General features: G+C 40.0%; 15 protein-coding genes. 11 read left to right on the forward strand and 4 right to left on the reverse strand.

Features of this window, described 5'->3' with window-relative positions:
• The first annotated feature begins 46 nt into the window (after positions 1-46).
• The 6 genes from hemB (at position 47) to V6R21_RS24190 (ending at position 5969) form a co-directional block, all read left to right on the forward strand.
• On the forward strand, positions 47-1027 hold the full coding sequence (gene hemB, locus V6R21_RS24165; RefSeq protein ID WP_334246098.1) for a porphobilinogen synthase: 981 nt from the start codon (positions 47-49) through the stop codon (positions 1025-1027).
• 341 nt (positions 1028-1368) lie between these two features.
• Positions 1369-1575: a hypothetical protein gene (locus V6R21_RS24170; RefSeq protein WP_334246099.1), complete on the forward strand. Its 207-nt coding sequence runs from the start codon at positions 1369-1371 to the stop codon at positions 1573-1575.
• Positions 1576-1958: 383 nt separating this feature from the next.
• Positions 1959-2630 carry a ClpP family protease gene (locus tag V6R21_RS24175; RefSeq protein WP_334246100.1) on the forward strand — a complete coding sequence of 224 codons (672 nt, stop codon included), beginning with the start codon at positions 1959-1961 and terminating at the stop codon, positions 2628-2630.
• Positions 2631-3104: 474 nt separating this feature from the next.
• A complete protein-coding gene (gene clpX, locus V6R21_RS24180) occupies positions 3105-4331 on the forward strand; it encodes an ATP-dependent Clp protease ATP-binding subunit ClpX (RefSeq protein ID WP_334246101.1) in 1227 nt (408 codons plus the stop codon).
• A gap of 110 nt (positions 4332-4441) precedes the next feature.
• Positions 4442-4765, forward strand: a complete 324-nt coding sequence (locus V6R21_RS24185) for a YbaB/EbfC family nucleoid-associated protein (RefSeq protein WP_334246102.1) — start codon at positions 4442-4444, stop codon at positions 4763-4765.
• A gap of 139 nt (positions 4766-4904) precedes the next feature.
• Positions 4905-5969 (forward strand): glycosyltransferase family 2 protein, encoded by a 1065-nt coding sequence (locus V6R21_RS24190; RefSeq protein WP_334246103.1) that lies wholly within the window; start codon positions 4905-4907, stop codon positions 5967-5969.
• A 28-nt stretch (positions 5970-5997) separates the two neighbouring features.
• On the opposite strand, the gene V6R21_RS24195 is transcribed toward V6R21_RS24190, so the two are convergent.
• Positions 5998-6219, reverse strand: coding sequence for a PspC domain-containing protein (locus tag V6R21_RS24195; protein ID WP_334247603.1), 222 nt, complete (start codon positions 6217-6219; stop codon positions 5998-6000).
• Between the two features lie 573 nt (positions 6220-6792).
• Here V6R21_RS24195 and V6R21_RS24200 point away from each other — a divergent pair.
• Positions 6793-8622 (forward strand): tetratricopeptide repeat protein, encoded by a 1830-nt coding sequence (locus V6R21_RS24200; protein WP_334246104.1) that lies wholly within the window; start codon positions 6793-6795, stop codon positions 8620-8622.
• Between the two features lie 89 nt (positions 8623-8711).
• On the opposite strand, the gene V6R21_RS24205 is transcribed toward V6R21_RS24200, so the two are convergent.
• Complete coding sequence (locus V6R21_RS24205) at positions 8712-9119, reverse strand: hypothetical protein (RefSeq protein ID WP_334246105.1); 408 nt, start codon at positions 9117-9119, stop codon at positions 8712-8714.
• A gap of 317 nt (positions 9120-9436) precedes the next feature.
• On the opposite strand from V6R21_RS24205, the gene V6R21_RS24210 reads away from it, so the two are divergent.
• Entirely contained in the window at positions 9437-10417 is a 981-nt protein-coding gene (locus V6R21_RS24210) for a pyruvate dehydrogenase complex E1 component subunit beta (RefSeq protein ID WP_334246106.1), read from the forward strand.
• An 86-nt stretch (positions 10418-10503) separates the two neighbouring features.
• Here the strand turns inward: V6R21_RS24210 and V6R21_RS24215 are convergent, their stop codons facing one another.
• Together V6R21_RS24215 and V6R21_RS24220 are read right to left on the reverse strand one after the other, a co-directional pair.
• Positions 10504-11034: an acyl-CoA thioesterase gene (locus V6R21_RS24215; protein WP_334246107.1), complete on the reverse strand. Its 531-nt coding sequence runs from the start codon at positions 11032-11034 to the stop codon at positions 10504-10506.
• A gap of 66 nt (positions 11035-11100) precedes the next feature.
• Positions 11101-11751, reverse strand: a complete 651-nt coding sequence (locus V6R21_RS24220; protein ID WP_334246108.1) for a protein-L-isoaspartate(D-aspartate) O-methyltransferase — start codon at positions 11749-11751, stop codon at positions 11101-11103.
• Positions 11752-12374: 623 nt separating this feature from the next.
• Here V6R21_RS24220 and ileS point away from each other — a divergent pair.
• The 3 genes from ileS (at position 12375) to V6R21_RS24235 (ending at position 18244) form a co-directional block, all read left to right on the forward strand.
• Positions 12375-15749, forward strand: a complete 3375-nt coding sequence (ileS, locus tag V6R21_RS24225) for an isoleucine--tRNA ligase (RefSeq protein WP_334246109.1) — start codon at positions 12375-12377, stop codon at positions 15747-15749.
• A gap of 208 nt (positions 15750-15957) precedes the next feature.
• Complete coding sequence (locus tag V6R21_RS24230; RefSeq protein ID WP_334246110.1) at positions 15958-17136, forward strand: fibronectin type III domain-containing protein; 1179 nt, start codon at positions 15958-15960, stop codon at positions 17134-17136.
• Between the two features lie 49 nt (positions 17137-17185).
• The gene (locus V6R21_RS24235) at positions 17186-18244 is read left to right on the forward strand and encodes a hypothetical protein (protein ID WP_334246111.1); all 1059 of its coding nucleotides are present in this window, start codon (positions 17186-17188) and stop codon (positions 18242-18244) included.

Raw genomic sequence — 18244 nt, forward strand, 5'->3', positions numbered from 1 at the left:
TAGATTTGCATCAGCAACATAAACAAGCACCCTAAACAGCTGAGCAATGATACTAAACAACAGAAGACCGAGACGCAACCGTAAATCTGAAGTAATCAGAGCAATGGTAGCCGAGACAACACTATCTGCAAATGACTTCATCTACCCTCTTTTCATCATTGAAGGAGAAAACAAGAAGGAAGAAATCGTTTCAATGCCTGGCATATACCGCTATTCTCTAGATACCCTGCTGGTAGAGGTTGGAGAAAGCATGGACTTAGGCATTAGAACTTTCTGCTTGTTCCCAAGCATCCCTGAAGCTAAAAAAGACAAAATGGCTTCAGAAAGCTGGAACCATGAAGGTGTTTACCTCAAAGCAATCAGGGAAATCAAAGCTAAATACCCAGAAGCTTGTGTCATGACTGATGTCGCAATGGACCCATACAGTTCTGATGGCCACGACGGTATTGTTGAAAATGGAGAAATCCTGAACGATGAAACTTTGGAAGTGTTGGGTAAAATGTCTTTAGCTCAAGCTCAGGCTGGTGCTGACATCATAGGCCCTTCTGATATGATGGATGGTCGTGTTGGATATATCCGTGACTTACTGGATGAAAATGGCTTTACTGGAGTATCGATCATGTCGTATACTGCCAAATATGCAAGTGCTTTCTATGGTCCATTCCGTGATGCTTTGGATTCTGCTCCTAAGTTTGGAGACAAGAAAACCTATCAGATGAACCCTGCCAATGTAAAAGAAGCCCTGATTGAAGCAGAATTGGATTATATGGAAGGTGCTGACTTTATGATGGTAAAACCGGCTCTGGCTTACCTAGATATCATCAGGGTTTTAAAAGATACTTATGCTATTCCAATTACAGCTTACAACGTTAGTGGCGAGTATGCCATGATTAAAGCTGCAGCTGAAAAGGGATGGCTTGAAGGCGACAAAGCTATGATGGAAATGCTACTGAGCATCAAACGCGCAGGAGCAGATGCCATTCTGACTTACTTTGCCAAAGAAGCTGCCAAGCTATTACAGAAGTAATCATATATTAAGCTGGTCTTAAATAATCCCCTCCTTTATTCCATCAAAAGCCGGAATAAAGGAGGGTTTTCTATTTTTTTTCAGTAAAATTCTACCTCCTATGTAACTTTTGTGTAAGGTTTTCGTAAATATTAAGTCCCCCCTATACCTAACTCATTGACTTTTAACAATCATGAAATATCAGGGAGGGCGAAAATAATACAACTGCAAGCTATCAGTCACAGACCGTTTACTTTGGTTGATTACTTTTCGGAATAGCACCAATTGCCCAACTTTGATCTCATCTCATAGGTGGGTGGAGGTGATTTTGACAATCAAATAGAACCTAAAACCTGCATGCTATGAAATTGACTGAAGAACTGAAAAAGCAGGCTGCGGAACATTTCAGGGTTTTGAAACATGAAGACACCCTTTACGTCACTCCGCAAGGTCAGTTTTTTCTATTGCCGACTGAAGAAGAGGCTTACAAGAAACTTAACAGAGACAAAATCCTGACTATTTCTAGAAAGGATGCTGCTGATTACCTCGGAGACGAACTGTACTTGTAAGTCCATGTTACAAAAGGTCTTATCCTCGCCTTTAATCATTGTGTGGCGAGGATTTTTATTGTCTACACATATTTCCTTTCTTCTTTTTTCTCCTAAGTTTCCTAAAGGAAGTTGTCCTGCCACTTTCACCGGATTGCAATTTTCTTATATTTGTATAAGACTATAACTGTGATATACCTATCTTTTAGTGGAGCCTAAAAGATATTAACCAACATAGTCAGAAAATCAGGTATTTATTCCTCAGTCTGTTGATTGAACCTGTCTGCAACATTAAAGTGATATATTTTTGCCTTATAGGCTTTGCCTTTGGCTGACAATCTGTCATAAGTACTGCTTTCAGCATATATTTTGAGTGACTCTGGAAACTAAACCATATCCATACTATGATATTTAAAGATGAATTCCGCAAGTACGCCGTAAAGGGACATGGTCTAAGCAGCATGGCTGTTGACTCTTACATCGGCAACATGGAGAATATGACAAGAACTGTGATCGAGGAAAGAGACCGTAGATTTGCTGAAATCGACGTATTTTCTAGACTGATCGCTGACAGAATCATCTTCCTGGGCACTCAGGTTGATGACTATATCTCCAACATCATTGTAGCGCAAATGCTGTTTCTGGAATCATTGGATTCCAAAAAAGACATCCTGATGTACATCAACAGCCCAGGTGGCTCAGTATATGCGGGGTTAGGCATTTATGACACAATGCAATATGTAAGACCAGATGTAGCAACTATCTGTACAGGTCTTGCTGCCTCTATGGGTGCTGTATTGCTTTGTGCTGGTGCTGACGGCAAACGCTCTGCACTGCCACACGCAAGGGTAATGATCCACCAACCTCTTGGTGGTGCTCAGGGACAAGCTTCAGATATTGAAATCACTGCACGTGAGATCGTAAAAATGAAGAAAGAACTGTACGAGATCATTGCAAGTCATACTAAACAGGATTACGACAAGATCTACCAAGACTCTGATCGTGATTACTGGATGCGAGCTGATGAAGCAAAAGAATACGGACTGATCGATGAAATTCTGAGCAGAAGACCGTAATTCATATCTTTTTAGCCAAGTAAAATGGAAGAAAAGCCCAAAGGTCTTATCTTGCGTCCATTTGACGGCAGATTGGACCTCAGGGCTTTTTTTGCAATACTTTTGAGTACCAAGACTATCACTAGCTTCTGCAAAGAATACTTTTCTAGTCGTCATCAGCAAACAAAGATATTCATGTACAGTTGTATTTCTGAAGAAGCATTGTGCATGTCAAATGAGGCTTATTAACATGAGCCGTTGAACTATACATGTTAGAATATTGTATTTTAACGTGTTGAGGAAGGAAACTAAAATGGGTAGCACTGATCGTTTCACCTAACAACAAACCCTTACCCAAAACACCTCCCTCTTGAAAAGAAAAGAACTTGACCTGTGATACAAGGCAGATGGCTTGACAGGTTTGATTTCAAATTGAAGACATTATATATTACATAAGAGCAGTCCTAACTGTTTTTTTGACCAAGTAAATACTAGATGAGGAATACATGTTCATTTTGCGGGGCCCCAAAAGAAGCTGTTGAACTAATGGTTTCAGGCCAAAATGCACAGATCTGTAATAACTGTATCGATCAGGTACACCAGATCTTGCTGGAGGAAAGAAAGCCAAAACGTGATGGAAAATCAAAGATCAAACTGATCCCGCCTTCAGAACTGAAAGCTCACCTTGACCAATATGTTATCGGGCAAGATAAAGCTAAACGCGTACTTTCTGTAGCAGTATACAACCACTACAAACGACTGATGCAAAAAGCATCTGATGACGAAGTGAGTATCGAAAAGTCCAACATCATGATGGTCGGACATACTGGTACAGGTAAGACGTTATTGGCTAAGACACTTGCCAAAGCACTTGATGTTCCTTTCTGTATTGCCGATGCAACAGTAATTACGGAAGCAGGTTATGTCGGGGAAGATGTTGAGACAATCCTTACACGTCTTTTGCAAGCTGCAGACTACAATGTTGAAGCAGCAGAAAGAGGCATTGTATATATTGATGAGTTGGACAAAATTGCCCGTAAATCTGACAACCCATCCATCACAAGGGATGTTAGTGGTGAAGGCGTTCAACAAGCTTTACTTAAGTTATTGGAAGGTTCTATTGTCAATGTTCCTCCTCAAGGAGGTAGAAAGCACCCTGAGCAAAAGATGATTGCAGTTAATACTGAAAACATCCTGTTCATTTGTGGTGGTGCATTTGATGGTATTGCTGACATTATTGCCAACCGTCTGAATACACGTCCTATCGGCTTCAGTGGTGTAGACCATTCGGCTACTATTGAGGATAAAGCAGAACTGTTGGAATACGTTACAGCACATGACATCCGTAAGTTTGGACTAATTCCTGAGCTGATCGGTCGTCTACCTGTTGTGACTTACCTAAGACCTCTTTCTAAAGAAGCGCTAAGAAACATCCTTACAGAGCCTAAAAATGCATTAACAAAGCAGTATCAAAAGCTGTTTGAAATGGAAGGCATTAAGCTGAAGTTTGATGAAAAGGCACTGGATTATATTGTTGACAAAGCAATGGATTACAACCTTGGAGCTAGAGGCCTAAGAAGTATCTGTGAAGGCATTATGTTGGATCCTATGTACGAGCTTCCTTCAATGTCTGAGGAAATAGAGGAATTCGCAATCACAGAAGAATTTGCAAGAGAGAAATTTGAAAGCTCAGCAGAGGCTAAGCGCCTTCATGTTGCGTAAATAATCAACCACTACTATACAGTCTGCAAAGTGAGTCGGATTCCGATTACTTTGCAGACTATACCATATTGAATACACTCACAATCATACCCACTTAAATAACTATTGTTATGAATATGATGGAAATGCTTGGAAAGCTCAAAGAGATGCAATCCAAGATTAAAGAAGCTCAGGATAACCTTGTTCACATCACTGCTGAAGCTGAGTCAGGTGGAGGAATGGTAAAAGCAATTGTCAATGGCAAAAAGCAAGTGATTAAGATCGAAGTAGATCAAACATTATGTAAGCCTGATGACAAAGAAATGATGCAGGACCTTATTATTGCAGCCATCAACAAGGCAATGGAAGAGGTAGAGGGCAAAGCACAGGAAGAAATGCAAAAGCATACACAAGGAATGCTTCCTAATATTCCTGGCATGGACTTCGGTTTCTAATCCAATTAAGGAAGTCAATACATTGCTGAGCTTCTGGAAGTACCCAACCGGTACGCCGGAAGCCTTTTTTATGTACTTTTGTATCAAGACCCGTTCTACTGAACAGACTTCGACATAAACTACACCCTATTTGGAAAGAATGAACTACGAAAATGTGGCTGTTGTAATCCTGAATTACAACGGAAAAAAATACCTCGAGCAATTTCTACCTTCAGTCACCAGCTTTAGCCAAGGTGCTCGCATAATTGTCGCAGACAATTCTTCCAGTGATGACTCCATTTCATTTCTGCAAAACCAATATGCAGATAAAGTGGAAGTTATTGAACTCGATAAGAATTATGGCTTCTGCGATGGTTACAACCGTGCCCTTAAACAGATCAGCGCTGATTATTATGTACTGCTCAACTCAGATGTAGAAGTAACTGAAAGCTGGCTAACCCCAATGTTTGACCTGATGGAAAACCATGCTGAAATTGCTGCTTGCCAACCCAAGGTTAAGATGTACCATGACAAGACCAAGTTTGAATATGCAGGCGCAGCTGGGGGGTTTATTGACAAGTTGGGTTACCCATTCTGTAGAGGTAGAATATTTCAGGATTTGGAAGTAGACAACGGTCAATACGATGATGAGGTAGAAGTATTTTGGGCCACTGGCGCTTGTATGATGGTAAGGAGCGATCTTTATCACCAGTTAGGAGGTTTGGATGCCGCTTTCTTTGCACACATGGAAGAAATTGACCTGTGCTGGCGACTAAAAAAGCATGGACACAAGGTTGCATATACAGGCAAAAGTGAAGTCTACCATGTTGGTGGAGGTACGCTAGACTATGCCAACCCTAGAAAAACCTATTTCAATTTTAGGAACAGCCTGTTTATGCTCTACAAAAACCTACCTACATCAAGGCTGTTTCCATTTATATTTCTTCGAATGGTGTTGGATGGTGTTGCAGGGGTTCGATTTGTTACGCAAGGACAGTTCAACAACCTTTTGGCAATACTGAAAGCGCATGGTGCTTTTTATCAACACTTACCGTATCTGCACAAAAAAAGAAAAGAAGAAAAAAAGCTAAGTTACCTGAACGGACATTGGAAGGGTTTACTTATTTCCCAGTATTTTCTGGCAGGCAAAAAAGACTTCAAACAGTTAGGTATGAAGCTAAAAGAATTCAAACCTGGACAAGAACAGGTTTATAGAGACAGGTAATTCAAAACCTGTCTCTTTTTTTATTTTGCTATAAACTCGTCTCTCTACATGCCTTCCCCCTCCTGACATAATTGCGGACATTCATCCAAAATGCGATCGCTAAATACAAGACCAAAGGTGACCCAAATGTAAGAAATGAAGCATAGATGAAATACATACGGATGACACTGGTCGCAATCCCAAGCTTTTCTCCAATCTTGGAGCAAACTCCGAAGGCTTGTTTTTCAATAAAATACTGCCACTGTTTCATATGCTGAAAAGTATTTTGATGTGTGAATATGGGTTCCATCGCACTGTAAAAGTTTCAGGCTTTTTGATATTTCTCTCCTCTAATCTTCTTACAGTCGATGTAATGTAAGTCTACTTTATAACTCCCCAATCTTTATTTTTGGCATAACTTTCTCAAAAAAATAAAATCACAATGGATTTCTATTCTTAACCAATACGAAGGAATGACTCTTTGGTTAATTGACTAAAACGTTACCCAAACTATAATACTTCCTATGGTTATAAAAGGCAAATTTTAACCCAATTTCTATGGCGTATACAGGCTCTTAACAACTTATAATGGGTTAGATTTTCTCACTAGAATATCGTTTATTCAATAAGATATGTAAGTTTTATGTAATGATTGAAAAGCGTTCAAAATCATTTTTATAATATTTTAAGAATTAAGATAACCATTTTGGTTCCGGAATTGCTTAATCTTGAGATTGTATAAGCGATACAACGAATCGCACTATTTGGAACAATGTATTGAAATGCTGATATTCGGCAGGTATTTTAATTTCCCTTGAAATAAAAGTATAAGTAAATGAGGATTATGAACAAGTACACAAGTGCACTATCTTCTGTTCTGGTTGTAGGTACCATGATGGTATCCTGTAACTCAGTTAACGTTGAAAAATTAGCAAAAGAACAAGGTCTGTCTGTAGCTCCTTCTCCACTAGAAGTTCACGGTGACTCCGTAGTGTTTGAAGCAGAAGCACAACTGCCAGCAAAAATGATGAAAGAAGGATATACTTACGATATCCTGATGCAGTACAACCCTGAAAACGGTGAGCCAATTGAAGTTGGTACTGTTTCTTTCAACGGTGATGACTATGCTGACAATCCTAACGCAGCACCTTCAGCAAAAGAAAGATTCGCTTTTGCATTCGACGAAAACCTTGACAGAGGTCAAATCGAATACCTTGGTAGAGTTACTAAAACTAAGAACGGTAAAGTTAAGGAAAGCAATGCTGGTGCATATGCTGCAATCCCTAACTACGGTCAAGGTATCATCACTACTTCAAAACTGGTTAAGCCTACATTCATTGCGAACTTCGCAGATCACGGCTACAACACAGGTGAAGAGTATGAGCCACAAAATGTAGACTTCTACTTCCTGAAGAACTCTTCTGCTCTGAGATACTCAGAGAAAAGAGGTGAAGAGGGTAAAGAGTTGCAAGAGTATGTTGCTGCTAAAAACCCTACAAGAACTGTAACAATTACAGGTTCTCACTCTCCAGAGGGTCCTACTGATATCAACACTAAGTTGGCTAACGAAAGACCTGCTGCTGTAGAGAAATACTACGGACAGCTTCAGTCTAAATACAAATACGATGACTCTGTAACATCTCCTAACTTTGTTACAAAGCCAGTTATCGAAAACTGGACTCCATTCAAAGCTGAACTGGAAGCTACTGACAAGCTGACAGACACTGAGAAAGATGAGATCCTGTCTATCGTTAACGGTTCAGGTGACTTCGTATCGAAAGAGCTGAAACTTCAGTCACTTTCTTCTTACAAGAAACTGCTTCGTTACGTATACCCTCCTTTGAGAAATGCTAAGGCTGAAATCCTGCAAATCAAAGAGAAGAAAACTGAAGCGGAAATCGCTGCTTTGGCTTCTAAAATCTCTACTGGTCAGGAAAGCCTTGAGGCGCTTAGCTCAGAAGAGTTGCGTTACGCTGCTCACATGACTCCAGACATGGACGAAAAAGAGAAGATCTACGAAGCTGCACTGAGAAAAGGTGATGATGCTGTTGCTCACAACAACTTGGGCGCTGTTTACTTCGCTAAAGCTAAGAAAGCTACTTCTGAAGAAGACAAAATGGCGTTGATCGAGAAAGCAGTTCCTCACTTCGAGTCTGCTGCTAAAATGTCTGAGCTTCCAGAAGCTTACGCTAACCTTGCAGGTGCTAAACTGATGAAAGGTGATGTAGCAGGTGCTGAAGAAGCATTGGCTAAAGCTTCAGGTTCTAGCAACGCTTCTGTAGCTGCTTCAGTTAACGCTGTAAACGGTTACGTTGCAATCACTAAAGGTGAGTATGACTCAGCTATCCAGTACCTGTCATCTGCAGGAAACGACGCTGACGTTCTTTACAACAAAGCTTTGGCTTACACACTGAAGTCTTCTAAAGAGCTGTCTGATGACTTCTCTAGCGCTGAAGCTGCAGTGAAAGAAGCAATTGCTGCTGATGCAAACAACGCGAAAGCTCACTACCTGGCTGCTGTAATTGGCGCTAGAACTGCTAACGCTGAGATGGTAACTAAGTCACTGGGTGATGCTGTTAAAGCTGACAGCTCATTGGCTGAGAAAGCTGCTCAAGATCTTGAGTTCGCTGGTTACTGGCAAGATGCTAGCTTCCTTGAGGCAATCAAAAACTAATTTGATTCGCTAACTAGGTTAGTTATATACAAGAGAGCCCTGTTATCTTCGGATAACAGGGCTTTTTCTTTATATCTAATTATATACTTCTACTTAAGTAGCCAATTGAGTGCATCTTCCCTTGTTGCAAAATGCTTTACATTGCCAAGGTTTTCTGTCACCTCATCCACCTCTTCCAATGCCTGCTCTACTGCGACCTGAAGAAAAAAATCATCCTGCTCCACAAAAGCGGACACCTGATTGGGTGGAATTCCTTTAGGAAAAGCATGGTCCTTCATCCAATCCTGAAGCCCTTGATGGATATAAAAGTGAAAATGCAAGTGGTCAGTCAAGGTTTTCAGTGGCTTCTTTTTAGAATGGAAACCAGAGTAGACCATTATCTCATGCTTAAATTGCTCATCTGACATATCACGAGTGGGTTCATGCCAAACCAACTCCAGCAATGCTGAATCCTGCAAATAGGAAATAGTCATATAATCACTCTTATATAGCTCCATGAGGTTATGTTCTTTGGTTATAGTAAGTAGACTTCTATTGGTATAAAACAAAGTTATATTGGGCTCGTTCTCACAGACTCATTTCTTTCTCTCACCTCCTGCATTTTCTTTACCTCCTATTACATTTGTACAAAAGGAGTCCAGAAATACTGCAATTCACCCTATGTTGCTACAGTATAAAGATTTCTAGGTTTATTTCCATGAATTGTCCCGCTCGACAACCCTTTTAAATCTTACATAATTCAGCTATCTTGCCGACCGAAAACGAAATAAGCACTAACAAGACTCGTTGAAGAATATTTATAAAACGAAAAATTATGAGAGAAATACAGTTCAGAGAGGCGATTAGAGAAGCTCTTTCGGAAGAAATGAGACGCGATGAGCGCGTATTCATCATGGGCGAAGAAGTTGCAGAATACAATGGTGCCTACAAGGTAACACAAGGTATGTTGGACGAATTTGGCCCTGAAAGAGTAATTGACACCCCTATTGCAGAGCTTGGTTTTGCAGGTATTGGTGTAGGTGCTGCCATGAACGGATTACGTCCTGTAATTGAGTTTATGACATTTAACTTCTCTCTGGTAGCAATTGACCAAATCATCAACGGTGCTGCCAAAATCTATTCGATGTCTGGTGGTCAGTACATGGCTCCTATGGTATTCAGAGGTGCAACTGGTAACGCAGGACAGCTAGCTGCTCAGCACTCTCAGAACTTTGAGAACTGGTATGCAAATACTCCAGGTCTGAAGGTAGTGGTTCCTTCTAACCCACATGATGCAAAAGGTCTGTTGAAAGCTGCAATCCGTGATGACAACCCAGTAATTTACATGGAGTCAGAGCTGATGTACGGTGACAAAGGCGAAGTACCTGAAAGCGAATATATCATTCCTATCGGAGTAGCGAACGTAGTGAAAAGAGGTGATGATGTTACTTTGGTTTCTTTCGGTAAAATGATGAAAGTAGCTAACCAAGCTGCTGAAGAGTTGGCTAAAGAAGGCATCAACGCTGAGGTTATCGACCTTCGTTCAGTTAAGCCTATTGACTACGCTACAATCATCGAATCTGTGAAGAAAACAAACAGACTTGTAATTGTTGAGGAAGCATGGCCTGTAGCATCACTTTCTACGGACATTAGCCACCACGTTCAGCGTAACGCATTTGATTACTTGGATTCTCCTATCATTAGAGTAAACTCTAAGGACGTTCCTGTAGCATATGCACCAACACTGTTGGAAGCTACTCTTCCAAATGTTAGCAGAACTGTAGAAGCTGTGAAGCAAGTTCTTTACAGAAACTAGTCTTTCTGTAAACTTACTATAAATGAACAGCGCAACCCTTTCACAAGGTTGCGCTGTTTTTGTTTTCAACAAATTCGTTGTTTGTATTATGCCTTTCGAAGCTTTTTATCAAACAAAGCCTTCAGTTCCGTTGCATCATCAGGACTCATACGCCCTGCCAGAATCAGCCTTAACTGGCGCCTTCTCAACGCACCTTCGTATAACTCTTTTTCCTGATCAGTCTCAGGTATCAGTTCTGGTACAGTGATAGGGTTGCCAGCCATATCAATCGCCACAAAAGTAAAGAAGGCTGTGTTGGTTTCTGTGACTGTTCCTTTGGATGGTTTCTCTGAGACAACCTTAATATAAATCTCCATAGAAGAGTTGAATGCACGAGTCACCTTTGCTTCTAAAGTAATTACATCACCCAATGCAGGTGAGTTCTTAAAAGAAACGTTATCAACCGATGCTGTTACAACAGCTCTGTTACAGTGACGTTGAGCAGCAATAGCGCCTACCACATCCATCATATACATAAGCCTACCTCCCATCAAGTTACCATAAGTATTGGTATCGTTGGGCAATACAATCTCAGAAGATTCGGCCAAAGAGTCTTTGGGGTATTTTTTAGTACGCATTTTAAGTTATAGTTCTAAAAGTGGTGATTGTATACCTAGCTTTTCGTATCACAATCAATTAATATATCAACCTTTCCATCCGTACTCTCCTCTTAGCTTGACAAAGCTGCACATTCCAAAGTCCTCTTTTTGGATGGTCTTTTCATCAATCTTGGTTATGCGTGTCATATGCTGTACACGATCATCTCCTACAGGAATTACCAATATACCACCAACCTTTAACTGCTTGATAAGCTCTTTTGGCAATGAAGGTGCTCCTGCTGTCACAATAATTTTATCATAAGGAGCAAAAGATGGCAAGCCTTTGGAGCCGTCCCCAAAAAAGAAACGTCCCTGATATGCCATACTTTGCAATAGGTGGCGGCTTCGGTTATGAAGTATCCGGTTATATTCTATTGTATATACTTCCGCTCCCACTTCCATCAGAACAGCTGCCTGATAACCTGAACCTGTTCCTACTTCCAGTACCTTATCCCCTTCATTTACTTCAAGAAGCTCTGTCTGAAGCGCTACAGTATATGGCTGTGAAATTGTTTGTCCCTCTCCTATTGAAAACGGTTTGTCCTGATAGGCATGCGCCTCAAAAGCACTGTCCATAAAAAAGTGCCGTGGGATTTTACCAATTGCTTCTAGTACTTTCTCATCAGTAATCCCCTTCTCCTTTATCTTCTCAACCAATGCCAATCGCTGTCCCTTATGTTTGTAAGAGTCTACCAAATCCGTGTTCGTTTGCTTCTCCAGAATAATCTTTACCTAAATGTAAAGTTACTGAAAATTCTGCAAGATATACGGCTTTACAAAGGCGCTTTAAGAATTAGCAAATGCTACTTTTAACAATTCATCCAAAATAGATTAAAAGTCAAAGGAAAAGCCTATACTGTATTCACTCTAAATCACTGATTACAAACTGATATCAATTTTAAAAGTTACTTCTTATATTTTGCTTCTTGACTCTCGAAGGTCTTCAGCCATATTATTTCGCCAACTAATCGTCCCATTTCAAGACTTCCGCATAAAGTACCATGTTCTCAACTTCTGCTACTTGTATCGTCCTATCACTTTCCCCCTCTCTTACTTTTCAATACTTTTTTCACCTCTGAAACACACCTCGATACCGATGAACTAATGCACTTCCTTCTATTCTTTTTAATCAATGTCACTTACCTTCATTTGTCATACAATCATTCTTGTATGATTTAGGTTAGTCAATATGAATTTTTTAACTTTGCGGACTGATTAAAATCAGTTCAATTAAAAAAGTATCATTCGAAAATATTATATACCGTACGGGAATTATACTGTAAACAGTTCTTCTCAACATATTTTTCAGAAGGTTAAAAATGGGATATAAAGAATACAAAGGTCTCGATTTGGTGGCGGTAAATAAGGAAGTCCGCCAGTTCTGGGAAACCAACGACATTTTCCAAAAATCAATTACTTCCAGAGAAGGCAACCCTTCTTTCGTATTCTATGAAGGACCTCCTTCAGCCAATGGCGCACCAGGTATTCACCACGTAATGGGTAGAACCGTAAAGGATATTTTTTGTCGCTACAAAACGCTGAAAGGTTTTCAGGTTAACCGTAAAGGCGGTTGGGATACACACGGTTTGCCTGTTGAACTAAAAGTTGAGAAGGAACTAGGCATTACTAAGGAAGATATTGGCACCAAAATCTCGGTAGCAGAGTACAACGAGGCCTGTAAGAAAACCGTGATGGAGTTCAAGGAACAATGGGACAACCTGACTCAGGAGATGGGCTATTGGGTAGACTTGGATGATCCGTACATCACATTTGAAAGAAACTACATGGAAACCCTTTGGTGGTTGCTTAAGCAACTTTACAACAAAGATATGTTGTACAAAGGGTATACAATTCAACCATATTCACCTGCTGCAGGTACAGGACTTAGTTCCCACGAGCTGAACCAGCCTGGCTGTTACCGTGACGTAAAAGACACAACAGTTACGGCTCAGTTCAAGGTAATTCGCAATGAACAGTCAGAGGCATTGTTCAGTGATGTACATGGAGACTTGTTCTTCCTTGCATGGACGACTACTCCTTGGACACTTTCTTCAAACGCTGCGTTAGCCGTTGGTGAAAACATCACTTATGCCAAGGTTCAAACTTGGAACCAATACACCTTTGAGCCAATCACGGTTATTTTGGCTAAAGACCGTATCAATGCTTACTTCAGCAAAAAACAACAGGATGCTGACTTTGATGCTTATCAAGCCGGTGACAAGGTAATCCCATTCAAGGTTGTTGCTGAATACAAAGGCAATGAACTGACTGAAGCAAAATACGAACAACTGTTACCGTATGTACAGCCAGAAGATGCTGACAAGGCATTCAGAGTAATTCCTGGTGACTTCGTTACGACTGAAGATGGTACAGGTATCGTTCATATTGCTCCTACATTTGGTGCAGACGATATGCGTGTAGCTCAGAAAGCAGGTGTTCCTGCAATCATTGTAAAGGATGAGCAAGGAAATGCACTTCCGCTTGTTGATAAAACAGGTCGTTACGTAGCTGAAATGGGCGAATTTGGTAGCCAATTCGTCAAAGAAGAATACGAAGAGGAAGCTGCAAAAGCAGACGGTTACAAGTCAATGGATGTACGTTTAGCCATCCACTTGAAAGAGCTAAACCGTGCCTTCGATGTTAAGAAATACGAGCACAGTTACCCACACTGCTGGAGAACAGACAAGCCAATCCTATACTATCCACTGGATTCATGGTTTATCCGTACAACAGCTGTAAAGGACAAACTGGTAGCACTCAATAAAACAATCCGCTGGCAACCAGAAGCAACCGGTACAGGTCGTTTCGGTAACTGGTTGGAAAACTTGGTGGACTGGAACCTGTCTCGTTCAAGATACTGGGGTACACCTCTCCCTATCTGGAGAACAGAAGATGGTACAGAAGAGATTTGTATTGGATCTGTTGAAGAGCTGAGAACTGAAGTGAAGAAAGCAGTTGAAGCTGGCGTAATGTCATCAGACTCTGAATATATCCAAAATGGTGAACTGATCGCTGAAATTGACCTTCACAGACCACATGTAGATCACCTGATCTTGGTAAGTGAAAGTGGCAGACCAATGACACGTGAGACTGACCTTATTGACGTTTGGTTTGATTCAGGTGCCATGCCGTTTGCTCAATGGCACTATCCATTTGAGAACAAGGAAACATTCCAAAACCTGTTCCCTGCTGACTTTATTGCAGAGGGTGTTGACCAGACTCGTGGATGGTTCTTTACACTACACGCCATCGCTACCATGATTGGTGAAAGTGTTGCCTTCAAGAACGTGATCTCAAACGGTCTGGTATTGGACAAGAACGGTGAGAAAATGTCCAAGCGTAAAGGTAACGTGATTGATCCATTTGAAACAATGGGCAAATACGGTGCTGACGCAACTCGCTGGTACATGATCGAGAATGCCAACCCTTGGGACAACCTGAAGTTTGCCCTTGAAGGTTTGGATGAAACGAGACGTAAGTTCTTCGGAACGCTTTACAATACATATTCATTCTTTGCGCTGTATGCTAACTTGGATAACTTCACTTTTGCTGAAGCCGAGGTGCCAATGGAGCAAAGAACGGAGTCAGACAGATGGATTATCTCTAAGCTGAACACATTGATCAAGGAAGTTGAAAGTGCTTTTGACAACCTTGAGCCTACAAGAGCTGCCAGAGCAATCCAGTCATTCACAATTGATGACCTGTCTAACTGGTATGTACGTCTGAACCGTAAGCGTTTCTGGAAAGGTGAATATGGCACAGACAAAATGGCTGCTTACCAAACACTTTATACATGTTTGGAAACAATTGCCAAACTGATGTCTCCTATTGCTCCATTCTATGCAGAGCGTTTGTACCAAGATCTGAACGGTGTAACTAACCGTAATGAAGCAGAGTCAGTACATACAGTACTTTACCCTGAGGCGAACGAAACTGTAATCAACAAGGACTTGGAAGAGCAAATGGCTTTGGCTCAGAATATCTCTTCACTGACACACTCTATCCGTAAAAAGGAAAGATTGAAAGTGAGACAGCCACTGCAACGTATCCTGATTCCTGATGTAAATGCGAAAGTAACAGCTCAGATCAAGCACGTGGAAGACATCATCAAGTCTGAAACTAACATCAAAGCTGTTGAATTCCTGACAGAGGAAGATGCAGGAATGTTTGTCAAAAAGATCAAGCCTAACTTCCCGGTATTGGGTAAAAAGTTTGGAAAACTGATGAAAGGCATTGCCGCAACAGTCAACCAAATGGATCAGGAAGCCATTAAAAATTTCGAAACAAGCCAAGAATTTGCATTCGAAGTGAATGGTGAAACGGTAAGTCTGACCCTTGAAGATGTAATAATCGAGTCAGATGATATCCCAGGTTGGTCAATTGCCAAGGACTCTGGTATCACAGTCGCTTTGGACATTACATTGACAGATGCACTGAAACAAGAAGGTATCGCTCGTGACCTTATCAACAAGATCCAGAATATCCGTAAGGATATGGGATTGGAAGTACAGGACAAGATTAACGTACAAGTTGAAAAAGGTGATACAACAGTTGCTGAAGCTGTTGAAACATTCAAAGACTATATCTGTACGGAAACACAGATTGTAGACCTTTCATTGAATGATTCTGTGAGTAACGCCACTGATGTTGAACTGGACGATGTCACTGTCAAACTAACAGTAGCGAAAGCATAAGCAATTATTTGCTTCAAAATAATAATCCAACTGTCGCAAGGCAGTTGGATTTTTTTGTTTAAGGATTCTTACATGGGTGGATTCCTGTATTTTTTCAACATACTAAAACAACATAGCTGTCTTTATATTTTAAAGTTATTAACACCTGATCTTAAACTCTGAAAATCAAGTAACCTATAAAACCCAACCTATAAAAAAACAAGCAACTATGTTACTATCAATCAAAAAGGCTTTTATGCTCATACTCATTATGCAAATACCCATGTTCATTATGTATTCGAAATGCCAAACATTATACAGAGCAAATAATCTGGATTCTGGAACATGGCCTCTGAGTACACAAACATATGACTGGACTAATTATGTAACTCCCCTTCAAGATAATACGACTTATTTTGCATCTACAAGTCAAACTGGAGGGAGTTGGAACACAAGTGACTTAGGTATAAGTTATCAAGACACAGATGAAGAGAGCGCAGTACAAGAAGTTTTAAATGATTGGGATAATGGTGATATAATGGTGATTGATGACGATATAACAACGTTTGCTATTTCAGGTTTAGATACTAGGTTGGAATTTGTAAAAGATGACTTGACCAAGACATTATTCATTATTTCAGGTACAGGAGTTCTTAGATTTTATGGCTCAAACCGGTTAGTTCTTCCTGATAATTCTAAGGTAGTCATACTAGAAGGTGGCAGCATAACAGCATTAAATCTACTTCCTGGTCTCTTTCCTACTTATATTGAAACAACCAGCGGAGAGGAAATTTGGGATTATAACGATGATGGTACAGTAAACGGCCCTGTGATTATGGATGGAACTGGAGTAGAAGTACTTCCCATTAAACTCATTTTTTTTTCTGCCAAAAAACAATCCGAGAGCGTAATACTTACTTGGGCTACTGCATCTGAAAAGAACAATGATTATTTTGAAATCCAACGGTCAACAGATGGCAAAACCTATGAAACTATTGGTAAAATAAATGGTAATGGTACAACACAGTCTAGAGTTAATTATAAATATACCGATAACCCTCCTGTTGGTATTCTTTATTACCGATTAAAGCAAATAGATTACAATGGGTTGTATGAGTATTTTAATCTAAAATACATCCATCAGATTAATGAAAAAATAGATATCACCCTTTTAGGAAACCCTATCACAAACCATCAAGCTAAATTACAGGTCAATAGCCCCCAGTCAATGAAAATGCAAATGCGATTCATTAGTCTGGATGGAAAAGTGATACATCAGGAATATAAAGAAATCCCATCAGGTACAACTGTACTAATGATTCATCTACCTGCACTTTCACCAAGCAATATTATACTCCACATCGTAACTCCCAACGATCAAAAGTCTCTAAAAATTTCTATCCCATAACACAAAATAAATTTCACTACATCGCTAACTCACTCAAAAGCTATTCATTATGCAAAAGTACTATTTGTTGCTACTCATTTTACTAGCCTTACAATCAAATCAATTATTTGCCCAATGTGACTGTATATTTGATAGTGCTAATGGTACTGGAAATAATGAATGGGGAAATAGAAAAAAATGGATTTGTGGTGGAACTACACCAGCTGCTGCTCCCAACAGCAGTTATGAAGGTAATATTTGTATCGCTTCAGATATCAATATTAAGAACATTTTTACACTAGGTGAAAATGACCCAATTCCTGGTAACGGTACAAATACCTTGACAATCACAATTCAAGAAAATGTAACTGTTACTTTTCAAAATGGTGGTGCTTTAGACATTCAAGATGCTGATGGAAAAATCATCTTTGAGAACAATGCAAAAATTGTCTCAAATGATTCTGGAGGAGGTACTACAAAACTAATAAGTATAGGAGGTAAAGATTTATGGGGAAGTTGTACTGGGTGCAATAGCGATGATTTGATAGGACCTGGAGAATTGAACAAAGACTTTACACCTGGTGGCACTACCCTTCCTGTAGATCTTATCTTTTTCTCAGCTAAAAAACGATCCGATAGTATATTACTCACTTGGGCTACTGCATCTGAGGAGAACAATGATTATTTCGAAATCCAAAAATCTATTGATGGTAAAAACTATCATGCAATTGGAATAGTAGATGGACAAGGAAATAGCCAATCAAGAACGGACTATCAGTTTGAAGATCAAGGGTTAGTTCAGGGAGTAATATACTACCGTCTCAAACAAATTGATTATAGTGGTCAGTTAGAGTACTTCACATTAGCCTTCAATAACAATTTAGGAGAGAATAACATAAGACTCGTATCTTCCAACCCTATAAACAATAATCAAATTAAACTGAAGGTAAAATGTTCTGAAATGCAAGAAACAAGGATACAAGTAATTGACATAAATAGTCACCTTTATTATCTAGCAAAAATAAACCTATCAATGGGCACTACTCTAGTAGCAATTACTTTTCAACAACTTCCACCCGGCATTTTCATACTCAAAGTAACTTCCCCCTCTCCAACAATTTCACTGTAA

The organism is Limibacter armeniacum (assembly GCF_036880985.1).
GTDB classification, from domain to species: domain Bacteria; phylum Bacteroidota; class Bacteroidia; order Cytophagales; family Flammeovirgaceae; genus Limibacter; species Limibacter armeniacum.

What these genes read in the sequence shown, in the direction of transcription:
- V6R21_RS24215 (WP_334246107.1), bottom strand. Translation starts at nt 11,034, where the DNA reads ATGCGTACTAAAAAATACCCCAAAGACTCTTTGGCCGAATCTTCTGAG.
- V6R21_RS24195 (WP_334247603.1), bottom strand. Translation starts at nt 6,219, where the DNA reads ATGAAACAGTGGCAGTATTTTATTGAAAAACAAGCCTTCGGAGTTTGC.
- V6R21_RS24170 (WP_334246099.1), top strand. Translation starts at nt 1,369, where the DNA reads ATGAAATTGACTGAAGAACTGAAAAAGCAGGCTGCGGAACATTTCAGG.
- clpX (WP_334246101.1), top strand. Translation starts at nt 3,105, where the DNA reads ATGAGGAATACATGTTCATTTTGCGGGGCCCCAAAAGAAGCTGTTGAA.
- V6R21_RS24190 (WP_334246103.1), top strand. Translation starts at nt 4,905, where the DNA reads ATGAACTACGAAAATGTGGCTGTTGTAATCCTGAATTACAACGGAAAA.
- ileS (WP_334246109.1), top strand. Translation starts at nt 12,375, where the DNA reads ATGGGATATAAAGAATACAAAGGTCTCGATTTGGTGGCGGTAAATAAG.
- V6R21_RS24230 (WP_334246110.1), top strand. Translation starts at nt 15,958, where the DNA reads ATGTTACTATCAATCAAAAAGGCTTTTATGCTCATACTCATTATGCAA.
- V6R21_RS24200 (WP_334246104.1), top strand. Translation starts at nt 6,793, where the DNA reads ATGAACAAGTACACAAGTGCACTATCTTCTGTTCTGGTTGTAGGTACC.
- hemB (WP_334246098.1), top strand. Translation starts at nt 47, where the DNA reads ATGATACTAAACAACAGAAGACCGAGACGCAACCGTAAATCTGAAGTA.
- V6R21_RS24210 (WP_334246106.1), top strand. Translation starts at nt 9,437, where the DNA reads ATGAGAGAAATACAGTTCAGAGAGGCGATTAGAGAAGCTCTTTCGGAA.
- V6R21_RS24235 (WP_334246111.1), top strand. Translation starts at nt 17,186, where the DNA reads ATGCAAAAGTACTATTTGTTGCTACTCATTTTACTAGCCTTACAATCA.
- V6R21_RS24175 (WP_334246100.1), top strand. Translation starts at nt 1,959, where the DNA reads ATGATATTTAAAGATGAATTCCGCAAGTACGCCGTAAAGGGACATGGT.
- V6R21_RS24205 (WP_334246105.1), bottom strand. Translation starts at nt 9,119, where the DNA reads ATGGAGCTATATAAGAGTGATTATATGACTATTTCCTATTTGCAGGAT.
- V6R21_RS24185 (WP_334246102.1), top strand. Translation starts at nt 4,442, where the DNA reads ATGAATATGATGGAAATGCTTGGAAAGCTCAAAGAGATGCAATCCAAG.